The following is a 13,968-nucleotide window of genomic DNA, read 5'->3' as shown; positions in this document are numbered from 1 at the left end:
TAAATAGCACAGAGCGACCGTTATATACAGTGCCGCTCTGTGCTATTAGCTTATCCCCTCGTTTTATACCAAGGCAATATTAGAAAAAATTGTTTTTAGCTATTCAACTGACCTTCCCACCGTACCAGATAAATTAAATGACAGTTCGACAATCGAGTAAAGAGTCATCTCACTTGCCCCCCTTTAACCTTAAAAAGATAAGTCGCTTTTGCCCCCTTTACTTACAAAACAAAAAAGGGTCTCTATAATCGACCCCTGATAAGTTTAAGAAACACTTCTTACAGATAGCTTTTCTGTCAAGTGGGGGTAATTAGGTTACGTCCTACATGCTCAATAAATTCTGTAAATTTGCGCTTTCGCATGGCGGTCACTGTTTAAAATCAGGTGTCAGTTAAACGACAAATTAACGCCTCAAATTCATCAATTGGTATTGGTTTGCTGAATAAATACCCTTGGAAAAAGACGCATCCTTTGCCTAAGAGTAATTGTCGTTGCTCTTCAGTTTCCACTCCCTCGGCAATAACGTCTATATCCAGAATCTGTGCCATAGCAACAATCGCTTTTACTATCGCTTTATCGTTATTATCTGTCGCAATATCACGCACGAACGATTGGTCTATCTTGAACTGATCGAGGGGCAGCCGCTTAAGGTATTGTAAGGATGAATAACCTGTGCCGAAGTCATCCAGGGAAAACTGAACACCAATCTTATTTAATGCCTTCATCATGGCAATGGTGACTTCGATATCGTATTGCAACAGGCTTTCGGTCAATTCCAGCTTAAGTAAATTTCCGGGAACAGCATATCGCTCTACAGCTGACTGCACTTTTTCCACAAAATTCTTCTGCCGGAATTGTTTGGCACTCACATTGACTGACAGTGTTAAGTTGCGGGTCAGGGGCTCTTTCTGCCATACTTTTATCTGCGCACAAGCCGTCTCGATAACCCATTTCCCAATAGGTAGAATTAAGCCGGTTTCTTCCGCTAAAGGAATAAAGGTAGCAGGTAACACTAGTCCACGTTCAGGGTGCATCCAGCGGATCAATGCCTCGGCTCCCAATACTCGGTTGGCACTGTCCATCTGAATTTGGTAATACAAATGAAATTGCGATTTTTCAATGGCAAGGCGCAGTTCATTTTCGAGGGTGATGCGCACATTAATAATTTCCTGCATTTCCGGGTTAAAGAACCTGATCTGATTGCCGCCGGCTTGTTTGGCCTGATACATAGCAATGTCGGCTTGTTTCAGCAGATCTTCTGCCGTATTACCCTGATGGTCAAAAAAGACAGCTCCGATACTGACAGTGCTGTAGCATTTGTGCATGTCAAGCTGGTAGGGCTTATTAAGCGCAGCCAAAATTTTATCGGCAATGGCATTCGCCTTTGCTGCGGCTTCAATGGTTTTTTTGTCCAGATTTTCCAGAATCAACACAAACTCGTCCCCTCCCAGACGCGCCACCGTATCACCTTTGCGTAGGCAAGACGCCAGACGCTGCGCTATCTGGATCAGCAGTAAATCACCGAATCCATGGCCGAGGGTATCGTTGATATCCTTGAAATGATCCAAATCAACAAACATCACCGCACTATCACAGCCTTCACGCACATTGGAAGCTAACGCGTGATGTAGCCTGTCTATCAAAATACGTCTGTTGGGCAAGCCGGTAAGCGTGTCATAGAAGGCGAGGTCATTGAGTTTTTCTGTCAGTTTGCCTTTCTCTTCGTTGGCAATGGCAAGCTCCTTGTTGGCAATGGCCAGCTCTGCTGCCCGTTTATCTTTCTCTTTATTTTGAAAGGCAAGCTCTTTGTTAGCAATGGCAAGCTCTGCTGCCCGTTTATCCTTCTCTTTATTTTGAAAGGCAAGCTCTGCTGCCCGTTTATCCTTCTCTTTATTTTGAAAGGCAAGCTCTTTGTTAGCAATGGCAAGCTCTGCTGCCCGTTTATCCTTCTCTTTATTTTGAAAGGCAAGCTCTTTGTTAGCAATGGCAAGCTCTGCTGCCCGTTTACTTTTTTCTTCGTTGGCAATGGCAAGCTCTGCTGCCCGTTTATCCTTCTCTTCATTTTGAAAGGCAAGATCCTTGTTGGCAATGGCAAGCGCATTGTTGGAAAGAGTAAGGTCTGCCTGATGGCGTTTTCTATCATTAAGTTTACTGTCGTATTCTACGTCCTTACTCATTTATTTAACCCTCTTACATTTAAACAGTGTGTTGGGAGAGCCTCAAAGGAACAGGATATTTAAAAATTCACACCCTCTACACCAACTCTCATACCAGTAAAAGTATTTTAATGACTTTCCTAATTCTATTGGACTTTCGATCTCTTCTGTTTTTCTAAAATGCATTGAAATTCGAATAGCACTGCTGAGACTTAAACCTTCCAAGTCAAGTAGCTACTGCTGTTCATTCGAGTTATCGATTTTCTATTCCCTTGAGCGACATCAATAACGATTTGCTCTGCAAGGTAAAAGTCTTCAATCTTATTAGGCGCAGATTCAATCATTTCTCTAATATAAAATGCGTTAGTGCTAACTGTTTTAGACACTACAAAACTCAATCGTTTTTCTATATCCTCAGACGGTCTAACTGAAGTTGCCAGCACTCCCCTTGGTGAAGTCAGGTGTTCATTTTATTATATGTTAAAATTTCAAAATAACCCTCACCAGCAGAAGCATTTACAAAATATTGTTTATGGTAAATAGTTATTTTTTCTTATGTATATGAGCGTTTCATTATTAAATCGATACAAAATACTTAAAATAAATAGTCAATTAATAGAGATTAATTTTAAGATAGTAGGTTAATAATTTTGTTTTTAATGAAGATTTTTTGAGCGTAAAAACGCTTTCCCAATTTGGTGGTTTTTTCAAGCAAAAATAGCTAAATGTGTTAGCCATTTATTCCCTAGCCCGCTTGAAGGCCAGCTCGAGAGAACCGATACATTTACGATCGTTATTGGGAGAAAGCGACCGTAAATTGGGCAGTATAAACAGATTAATAAAGCAAAAGCGCTAAGTCGCTTTTTGCCCCCGTAGTACATTACAAAAAATAGTACATTACAAAAAACAATACCTTAAAAAAATAGTGCCTTACAAAAAGTGGCCAAATTCACTTGGAAACGACGATGCTAGCAAACGGGAAAACGGGAAAAGCGAGCATAATAGGTTGCTGTTGTTCGCTAAAAGATAAAAAAGCAATCAACAGCGTCATCACATGACTATTTTGTGGTTTCAATCGCATTCAGATGGCGCGTAACGCTCTATAATATAAGCTAAAGTCAGATTAACACCATAGCAGGAGAACGAAGGATTTGATAAAAAGTTGTCCAGAACCAGTTCAATACGATACAATCTTTTCTGCAATTATTTGATAAATTATTAAGCAATATACCCTATGAAAAAACAAAGCAAAGCATTGTCTAAATCTCCCTGGATTGCTGTAGATTGGCAGTGATTAATACCCCCGTTATTGTCGGCATAGGGGCTTCTGCTGGCGGCTTTGAAGCATTGGAAGAATTTTTCTCTCATGTGCTAACGCCTTGTAATATCGCATTTGTTGTTATCCAGCACCTTGACCCCACTCACAAAGGGATCATGCCTGAGCTGTTGCAGCGCGACACGACGATGAAAGTAAAACAAGCTTGCAACAATATGAAGGTAAAGCCCAACTGTGTGTATGTGATCCCACCTGACAAAGATTTATCAGTTCTTCACGGGGTATTATTTCTGTTAGAACCGGTGGTTAAGCACACGATCCGGTTACCCATTGATTCATTCTTTCAATCTTTGGCCGCTGATCAGCATGAACGCGCTGTGGGTGTTATTTTGTCAGGCATGGGATCCGATGGCACGCTTGGTTTACGCGCCATCAAAGAAAATGCCGGACTGTCTCTGGTACAGTCGCCTGAGTCAGCTAAATTTGATTCAATGCCTCAAAGTGCTATTAATGCCGGGCTAGCTGACATCACAGCCCCTGCTGAAGAACTACCGGAACGGATTATAGCGTTTCTCGAACATAGCCGACGGGGTGTTCCAAACAAACTTGAACCGATAGTGAAACGCAAGTCAACAAGCGCACTAGCGCAGATCATTATGATACTGCGTGAACGCAGTGGAAACGACTTCTCACTGTACAAGACAAATACCATAGATCGTCGTATTAAACGGCGTATGGGTCTGCATCAGCTTGAAACCATCTCGCTCTATGCCCGTTATCTACGTGATAATTCGCAAGAACAAGACCTGTTATTCAAGGAGCTGTTAATTGGGGTAACCAATTTCTTTCGTGATAAAGACGTTTGGGCGCAGCTCAAGTCAACCTCACTGCCAGCACTATTAGCTAATTATCCTGAAGGTAAAGAACTGCGGGCATGGGTAACCGCTTGCTCATCTGGTGAGGAGGCTTACTCTCTCGCAATGACGGTAATGGATGTATTGGATGAAATTAAGCCCAAAGGGCATTTCAAATTACAAATTTTTGCGACCGATCTTAATCAGGATGCCATCAATATTGCAAGGAAAGGCTATTATCCGGCAGGCATTGAGGCTGACATGTCCGCACAGCAATTGGATCGTTATTTCATTAAAGATGGCAGTGGTTACCGCATAAACAAGAACATTCGTGACATGGTGATCTTCGCACCACAGAATATCATTATGGATCCCCCTTTCACTCGATTAGATATTCTCACCTGTCGTAATCTTCTGATTTATCTTGCACCGGAATTACAAAAAAAGTTACTGCCACTGTTCCACTACACATTAACTTCTCATGGGCTTTTGATTCTGGGCAATTCCGAAACGATTGGTAATGCCACCTCATTGTTCTCAGAAATCAAAGAAAACACACGGATTTACACGCGCATTGACAGGCCTGGACAGCACACGGAAGTCGACTTTCCTACTAAGATATTTCCGATTATGCCCCTGGCAGAAAATGAACATGAGGGAACCCGTAAGATGACCAAAAATATTAGCAATCTACAAACGCAGGCAGATCAAATTCTGTTGCAAAACTATTCGCCAGCAGCGGTGTTAGTCAATGCGGCAGGCGACATTATCTACATCAATGGTCGTACCGGAAAATATTTAGAGCCTGCTGCGGGCAAAGCCAACTGGAACATTCACGTAATGGCACGTGAAGAACTACAACATCAGCTTGAGCTCGCTATCAAGAAAGCACAGATGCAGGTAGAGCCAGTGACGATTGAAAATATCACAGTAGATACACACAGTGTCAATTTGACGGTACAAGCGATTATTAAGCCAAAAGATTTGCTTGGCTTAATAATGGTGGTGTTTACTGAAGTTGTGACGCCGACCAGGCGGCGACGCAAAAAACAGGGGGCAGCGGAGCAAGAAAGTCAGGCCGAACTACAACTGGCGCATGATGAAATAAAATCCCTCCGCGAACAAATGCAATCCACTCATGAGGAACTAAAGTCTGCCAATGAGGAGTTGCAATCAACGAATGAGGAGTTGCAATCCACCAATGAAGAATTGACCACCTCTAAAGAGGAGATGCAGTCAATGAATGAAGAGTTGCAAACCGTCAACACCGAACTGCAATCCAACGTTGATGATTTGTCATGGGTCAACAATGACATGGAGAACCTGCTTAACAGTACAGAAATTGCTACCATTTTTCTGGATAACGGACTGCATATACGGCGCTTCACCAACCATGCCACTCATGTATTCAAGCTGATTGAAGGTGATAAGGGCCGACCACTGTTCGACATTGTCACGGATCTGGATTATAAAGATCTGCAAAAAGATGCTAAGAAGGTGTTAAAAACGCTGGCCTTCGTAGAAAAAGAGATAGCGGCTAACAATGAACGCTGGTTCAAAGTCCGGATCATGCCTTATCGTACCCAAGAAAATGTCATTGACGGTGTGGTGATAACCTTCACCAATATTAGTGAAGCCAAACTGCTTGAGTCAGAATTACGCAAGACGAGGTCCAACCCATGAAGACACCTGCAAAGTCAACCAAGCTATCCAGCAAAACGTTACGCCAGCGCGCGGAAGCACAACTGAAAACACAAACAGAAATCAAACAAACTATTCCTAGCGACTATGCAGCCAAAAAGATGATACACGAATTGCAGGTTCATCAGATTGAGCTGGAAATGCAGAATGAGGAGTTAAAGCAAGCACGGATAACCGAAAAATTATATTATCGCTATACCGAGTTATTTGAATTTGCACCTATTGCCTATTTTTCTTTCAATCTGAAGGGCGTTGTCAATCAGGTTAATTTACGCGGGGCGAGCCTATTGGATATTGAACGCGCTAACTTGGTAGGAAAACAGTTTTCAAACTACTTAACACCCCAAGATCGTGATAAATTCAACCGTTGTCTGGCAAAAGCATTTGCGGGTGATGGCATACAATCCTTTGAGGTCTTAGCACAGATTGGCAAGCATAAGCGTTGGCTGAATATTGAAGCCAATCTCGGCATTACCGAAACAGACTGTCTTGCCGCGGTAATTGACATCACCGACCGTAAACGCGCCGATGAAAAACTCAAACTTGCCGCCAATATATTCACTCATACGCTGGAATGCATTATTATCAGCGATGAAAATGGCTATATTGTTGAGGCTAATAAGGCCAGTTGCGATACGACCGGTTATTCAAAAGAGGAGCTGCTGCAATCACATGTCAGCATACTTGAAAGCAGTCAATATGAGAAGATAGAGACTGCATTACAAAAAGATAAAAGCTGGCAGGGAGATATGTCATATCGCACAAAAAATGGCGAACATCATTATTGCTGGTCAGAAATGTATGTTATTGAGCTCGAAGAAAAAGGGACACTCTGCCGTATCAGTTCCTTTATCGATTTAAAGCAAAGTACAAGAGTTGAGCCCAAAATACAGTTTTTATCAAAACATGATCCGCTGACCGGGGTATTTAACCGTATTGCGCTGTTTAACCGATTGGAACAAGTAATAGCCCGGGCAAGCTTTAATCAGCGGATGATGGCGGTGCTGTTAGTGGATATTAATGGCTTTAAGGCAATTAATAAACAGCATGGGCATAATGCGGGAGACATGGCTCTACAACAGATTGCAGAACGTCTTAAAAGCTGTGTTTCTGAAAAAGATACGGTTGCGCGTTTTGGTGGTGATGAGTTTGTTATTATTATTGATGAGTTGCTTAATGAACAGGATGTGGCTGATGTCGCGCAAAATATAACCGCGCAATTTGAGCGATACTTTGACATTGACCATTCATCTGCGCATCTCTCTGCGACAATCGGGATTGCCCTCTATCCTGACGATGGCACTGATATAGACACGCTATTAGGCAACGCGGAAAAAGCGATGCAGCGTGGTAAATCCCATATTAACACCACAAAAGAAAGTGATTCTGTTACCGCTACAGCACCCTCTTTAAAAAGCGGCAAGCTGTCAGCTCAGACCACGACCTATTATTTTTATACTAAAAAGTTGACCCAATATTCACGGCAGCAGGTTAAATTTAAAGAAGCATTAACACAAGCAGTGGCGCAGGATCAGTTTGAGCTGTACTACCTGCCTCAGTACGATCTGAGTAAACGGCAAATTGTCGCGCTGGAAGCGCTGTTATGCTGGAATCACCCGCAGCGTGGCGTGCTACATTCGGACAGCTTTATAAGCCTGGCTGAACATTACGGTTTAGCGGTGCAGATAGGTCTTATTATGATCCGTAAAGCCGCACTGCAGGCGGTAATCTGGCAGAAAGCGGCAATTAATTTCGGACGTATTGCCATTAATTTAACGGAAGTGCAATTATCACAATTTAGTTTGATTGGAGATCTACAGACTATTCTGCTGGAAACGAAGTGTTCAATAGAATGGCTGGAGTTTGAAATCGATGAAGTGACTTTTAAAAGTGATAACCCAACCGTTTATGAAAATATTCTCAATATCAGTAAGATGGGCATGGCACTGACCGTTGATAAATTTGGTGCAGATCGTCCACTGTTTAGGCTGTTTGAACAGTTAACAATCGATAAATTTAAAATAGCACCCCATTTTACCGATGGGTCTGTCAACTTTGTTAACCGTGCGCTACAGGATGGGTTTCTTTTTCTGTCCCGCTCATTAGGTGTGACGGTCGTTGCTGACTCACTCGCTAATAACACCGACGGTGAGCCCGCAATACCGAATAAAATCTCGAATGAAGTTGAGCCGGCCAGTCAGCAGTTGCACAGTAAAGCGATGAAGGCCTCTGAAATCACTTTTCATCTGCGCTGTCATAAACGTAAATAAGCGCTCTTTTTTAAAAAACAATGGTAAAAGCAATGGGATCACATCTTTTCTTTTACCATTTTAAAGTTTAAAAAGAGACTGAAAAAGAGCAAAAGTACTAAGTCGCAATCTGCCCCTTTGCGCCTAAGAGGCTAACTTACGAGGGTCTGACTATAGTGAATCGATTATCAAAATTCATTTTCTTCAATATTTTTTCTAATTCATTTAACTCGTCTTTATCTACATGCCTCATATCCAGAATATATTTATTCTCTTGATTAAAAATTTCAACAATATCAGTTCCTAACACCACGCTTTTTAGAAGAGAGCTTTGTTCATGATTTTTGAATGAAACGGCAACGCCTCGCTCATGATCATCCAATAGAAGCTCATATCTTGGCGTCCTCATCAGGATCAGACTCTCGATCGCCGATGGCTCTGAATCATAGACTGCAAATGATAATATTAAGTCTATACCCTCGTCTTCAATATTAATAAAACTGACTTTTTTCATGATGCTTATTTCACTTATTTTATTTTTATAATATGCCGAGAGTAAGCTGTTAACTTATTACAAAACTTGGAATAGTTTTATAAATTTTCTGTCGATGTGATCTTTAATCATAAAAGCCATTTTACCTGAGAATGTAAGGAACCATTTGGAGAACACCCCTTCGCCATCTCCAAGATTATAAATCAACAGGTAATCACCACCAGGCGAAAAAATTTCTAACGGTCTTTCCTCAAGTGCAGCCATTAAATTATGATATAAAACTAAGTTTTGACGCACTGCATAAACACCCACTTTATTAAGTGGTTGATCAGCATAATAGATACAATCACCGCCTCCAAAAATAGGGGTGTGACTGGTCGATTGTAAAAATGAATTCACTTTTAAACCGCCCTCAGGACCAATATCCAGGCCTGATCGGGAAAAAATTGTCGACGGCTTAACACCTATCGCCGGAAAGATAATATCAGCAGTATAGGTCGTATCATTTTCTAGGGTAATCTTGCCATTGGCAACTTTTTCAACATAACCTTTTTCTATTATTTCAATGCCTTTACGAACCAGCAACTTACGGAGAAGCTTTCGTACTCTAGGGGACACTTTGGACATTAATCCATGCCCACTAAAAAGCCGTATATGCGGTTGGTGTAATGCTTTTTGTTTACATAATTGATGAATATTCCCAGCTATCTCAATGGCAGCAGGTCCCCCGCCAAGAACAGCTATTGAAATAGGGCCATCCCTTAACTTCTTAAGAATAGTCTCTTTGGCTCGGCTTAGTTCTTCAATAGGCTTCGCCGTAAAAACGTTATCGCTATCCCCTTCAACAATATTTTTCGGGACATAAGATCCCGCATTACAAGAGAGAACATCATATTTAATCTTCTCATCACTTTCCTGCAGATGCACAACTCGTTTTTCGGGGTCGATTCGGCTAGCATGTGCTTTGACAAATCTGCCGCCCTTACTTTCAACCAGTATTTTAGTCGCAAAACGGATATCATCAGGCTCGTATGTACCACCCAGCATTCCAGGTCCCATGCCACTATAGTAGTGATAGTCAGCTGGTTGAATGACGGTTACCTGATACCCTTTAGATATAAAGGTATCTAATTTACTCAGGGTTATCATGTGTGCATGCCCCCCTCCAATCAAAACAAGACTTTTCATGGCCGTTCGTTCCTTCCGTTCTTCAATGCATTATTCAATGCGTGAATCCAGCATTGCAATGTGACTAGGTTATTAAACTGCTATTTTTGAACAGTTTTATAATACTACTCTTGCTCTCATCAACTGCTCATAGAGAATAAAAAACTGAGGCGCTTGGTGCCCTAAACCGAATGAGAAATAAATTCTGCAATACATATTAACGCCCGGTTAACTGAGAAATATTACGGGCTAACATTTAGTTATTTATTACTTATCATTTTTTGATGCATGGCTTTAACTAAAGCTACTAGTGCATCTTTTGATAACTTATCAGCCTTATTAACGGTATCAGACAGATTCTTTTTGTTAGCAACAATTGGCGTAAAATCAATGGCTGGCTTAAGTACCATTTTGATTAATTTATTAGCCGTTTCAGGATCATTATTGGCAATAATATCTAACACTTCCGCTTTCATTGCTGCATTTTTATCGAGCAATAGCTTAGAAATATGGGTGAAACCAACTATTTCACATTGCTCTAATGTGCCAAATTTAGGCAACAGACGCCAAGAAATCAGTGTATTAGGCGTCACCTCTTCAATATCCGTTGAACATTCAGCGATAACGTTTGACCATACCCAATCAAGAAAAGCGTCATCACTGCAAAGGATCTCTCTTGCTTTGTTGCATGCTTTACCAATCTTATACTTAGCTTCTCGCTTCTCTTCTGCTTTTGGTGCATTAGACTCGATGTAATGTGTTGTCTCTAAGTATTGTAAGATAGTTTCTTTTTGTTCTTTTAACGCTGAGCTCATTGAGTATACCTATTTTATAACACCTCATTATTGGGTGTCTTGACGAATTAAGCGCAGTGTATCTTACCAAAACAAAGAATCTAGAAATATGGCCCCTTTGTTTGCATTAATTTAATTAAATTAAAAAATTGCGGACATCCATTAATGACACTGGCTATCATTTAATATAAAGACGCATAAATATTTGGGTGTCTTGACGAATTAAGCGCAGTGTATCTTACCAAAACAAAGAATCTAGAAATATGGCCCCTTTGTTTGCATTAATTTAATTAAATTAAAAAATTGCGGACATCCATTAATGACACTGGCTATCATTTAATATAAAGACGCATAAATATTTGGGTGTCTTGACGAATTAAGCGCAGTGTATCTTACCAAAACAAAGACGCATAAATATCAGTCCTAATAAGCGGTATTTAAGTGATTTATTAAGGTGGCCAGCAAATATTATTGAAAAGCAGGTTAAATGGTTAGATTGGCTGAATTTAAAGCAACAATTGCGGATATCCATTAATGACAATGTTTATAATTTAATATAAGGACGCATAAATATCAGCTCTAATCACCAGTATTTAAGTGATTTATTAGGGTAGCGAGCAGAAGCATGTTAAGCAGTTAAAGGGGCTAATTTTTTAAGGCCCCACCGCACTATAATAATTTTCACCAAAACTACTCGCTAATTCACACCCGATTTCATTATCAATTCCCAATACATAAAGTAATTGTGGCTAAGTGCCTACACTTATCATCTCATTCTGCTCGTCCAATCCAGTAATTCAATATAATCAATCAGCGAAAAAGCAATAACTTGAGTAAAAATTCGGTCAGACAATAACGCCTATTAATATGCGTTAATCACCAAATTGAACTAATATTTTCTAAGTTTACGAATGCTTTTAAGTCTTACTCCACCAAGGGTTAAGGAGTTCATCGTGCACATTGTGGAAAAAATAGTGAAAGCTTTAATGGTCGGTAAATTGACTTTCAGGAGAATGGTTGCAGATGAAGCGTAGTGTTAAAACCGAATTTTTTAAGTTTATCCACAGTACGTTACCCTCTTGGCTTATATTTTCATTAAGTCTCTGTATTACCTTTATTGCTTGGTCGATCACGACCAAATCTAATCAACTCCATATCCAAGAGCTATTTAAATTTGAGGTGGCCCAAACTATTCGCTCCATCGAACAGCGTATGCAGGAATATGAGCAAGTATTACGTGGCGGTGTAGGGTTATTTAAATCAAGTGATCACGTTAATCGCCTCGAATTTCATCATTATATAAGTAATTTACACGTTGAAAAATATTTGACTGGTATTCAAGGTATTGGCTATGCCGTCATGTTGAAACCAGAAGAAAAAGACACATTTGTTAATATGGTACGACTAGAAGGTTTCAATGATTTCAGTGTCTTTCCAGAAGGATCTCGTGATAAATACAGTAGCATTCTCTATCTTGAGCCCTTCACGGCCAGAAATCAGCGAGCGTTTGGATATGATATGTACTCAGAGGAGGCTCGCCATACCGCCATGGACATTGCCCGCGACAATGGTGATATCGCATATTCAGCTAAAGTTAAACTGGTTCAGGAAAATGGCGATGATTTACAGAATGGATTTCTCATCTATCTCCCTTTATATCGCAATGGTGCTCCTATTGAAAATATTTCTCAGCGTCAAAAAGAACTTATCGGATATGTATATAGCCCATTTCGTATTGATAATCTGATTAATGGCATTCTCTTAGGTGATGAAATTCGTCGCATAAACTTTTCAATATATGATGGACATTCAGAAAATGCAAATAATCTACTTTACGCTCCCGATAGAATTGGGGCCTATTTGCCTAGTGCTTATAAAAAAGAATCTAAACCTGCTTTTTACGTTGTTAAGACGATTGAATTTCCAGGCCGAAATTGGACCATTCCCTTTTATAGTACCTCTGTTTTTGAAAAGAGTGTTGAAAATAACCTAGCTAAATTAGTTGGCATATCAGGCATATTTGTATCGGTACTTTTGCTAATTGTAATGCTGAACATTACAATCACCGGGAAAAAATCTATGCAGGCGAAAGCGGAATTAGAAATATTAATTGATCGACTAAAAGCAGCCGCTTCAGCGGGAATTGTAGGGATTTGGGATTGGGATGTTGAAAAAAACATTCTGACTTGGGACTCCGTCATGTATAAATTATATGGTTTACAAAAGTCAGATTTTGAAGATTTGTATGAAGCGTGGATTTCTAGAGTACACATAGATGACCGGATGCATATTGACGGTGAAATACAGGCGGCCCTTAGACATGAACGAGAATATTGTCCTGAGTTTCGAGTTCTGTGGCCAGATAGCTCAGTTCATTATATTAAAGCGGTATCAAAAACGACATTTGACGAAATAGGCAAGCCAATCCGAATGGTTGGCGTCAATTATGATATTACTGAACAAAAAAAAATTCAAATGCGCCTTGATAAAGAGGCCTCATATGATCATTTAACGCACCTTCCTAATCGTCGTTTGCTCAATGATAGATTAAAGCAAGCGATAGCCTTTTCTAAACGCACTCAAAAAAATCTGGCTATTCTTTTTATTGATTTAGATGGATTTAAAAGCATAAATGATAGCCATGGACATCAAGTCGGTGATTGGTTATTAACAGAAGTATCCAAACGTATTCAATATTGTTTGCGCGCTACAGACACAGTTGGACGACTAGGAGGGGATGAGTTTGTAGTTGTACTCCCTGAAATTTATGAGAATGCCAAGGAGGTAGCTAATAAAATACTAAATAGTTTAGAAGAGCCTTTTGTAATAACAAATAATGGTGTCCTTCATATTTCTTCAAGTATTGGAGTGGCAATTTATCCTCTGGATGCAAAAAGCCAAACTATGTTAATGGAGTGCGCTGATAAGGCGATGTATGAGGCAAAAAAAAGAGGCCGTAATAAAGTTGTTTTTTTTGATGTTGCTTAAATATCGTAATATAGATGGGTGTCTTGATTATGTCTCTTGATAATGATCTTTAACTGACCTAAATAACTCTATCGTTGGTACCGGCGAAGAAGGTAATTTTTTTAACAATCAGTTCTACGACTATGGTGACTTTACTTTCTATATTCGCTCAATAAAAAACTATGATGGTATATAGCCCCTATCCATCCGACACCGTCACCCTAATTATCAGTGACCTAGATTTCACTACAGGAATGCTCTCTGATGTAACCTTTAACACTAACCTCATAGGTGTTGTAATGAATTTCGGT

The 13,968-nt window shown here is 40.1% G+C and carries 7 protein-coding genes; 3 read left to right on the top strand and 4 right to left on the bottom strand.

Going from position 1 to position 13,968, the window contains the following annotated elements:
* Positions 1-380: 380 nt before the first annotated feature.
* Complete coding sequence (locus tag PING_RS09600; RefSeq protein ID WP_011770178.1) at positions 381-2,177, bottom strand: putative bifunctional diguanylate cyclase/phosphodiesterase; 1,797 nt, start codon at positions 2,175-2,177, stop codon at positions 381-383.
* Positions 2,178-3,446: 1,269 nt separating this feature from the next.
* Between PING_RS09600 and PING_RS09590 the strand changes: the two genes are divergently transcribed.
* Complete coding sequence (locus PING_RS09590) at positions 3,447-5,969, top strand: chemotaxis protein CheB (RefSeq protein WP_011770177.1); 2,523 nt, start codon at positions 3,447-3,449, stop codon at positions 5,967-5,969.
* Complete coding sequence (locus tag PING_RS09585; RefSeq protein WP_011770176.1) at positions 5,966-8,257, top strand: sensor domain-containing protein; 2,292 nt, start codon at positions 5,966-5,968, stop codon at positions 8,255-8,257. Before PING_RS09590 ends, PING_RS09585 begins: the two co-directional genes overlap by 4 nt.
* Positions 8,258-8,393: 136 nt before the next feature.
* Here the strand turns inward: PING_RS09585 and PING_RS09580 are convergent, their stop codons facing one another.
* The 3 genes from PING_RS09580 to PING_RS09570 form a co-directional block, all read right to left on the bottom strand.
* Positions 8,394-8,750 (bottom strand): hypothetical protein, encoded by a 357-nt coding sequence (locus tag PING_RS09580; RefSeq protein WP_011770175.1) that lies wholly within the window; start codon positions 8,748-8,750, stop codon positions 8,394-8,396.
* 57 nt (positions 8,751-8,807) lie between these two features.
* Entirely contained in the window at positions 8,808-9,917 is a 1,110-nt protein-coding gene (locus tag PING_RS09575; protein ID WP_011770174.1) for an NAD(P)/FAD-dependent oxidoreductase, read from the bottom strand.
* Between the two features lie 239 nt (positions 9,918-10,156).
* Positions 10,157-10,711 carry a hypothetical protein gene (locus tag PING_RS09570; protein ID WP_011770173.1) on the bottom strand — a complete coding sequence of 185 codons (555 nt, stop codon included), beginning with the start codon at positions 10,709-10,711 and terminating at the stop codon, positions 10,157-10,159.
* A gap of 1,002 nt (positions 10,712-11,713) precedes the next feature.
* Here PING_RS09570 and PING_RS09565 point away from each other — a divergent pair.
* On the top strand, positions 11,714-13,678 hold the full coding sequence (locus PING_RS09565) for a GGDEF domain-containing protein (protein ID WP_011770172.1): 1,965 nt from the start codon (positions 11,714-11,716) through the stop codon (positions 13,676-13,678).
* Positions 13,679-13,968: the final 290 nt, after the last annotated feature.

It is taken from the genome of Psychromonas ingrahamii 37 (assembly GCF_000015285.1).
Taxonomy (GTDB): Bacteria; Pseudomonadota; Gammaproteobacteria; order Enterobacterales; family Psychromonadaceae; genus Psychromonas; species Psychromonas ingrahamii.
Note: the sequence above shows the minus strand (reverse complement) of the source record. Positions and strands in the feature narration are given on the sequence as shown.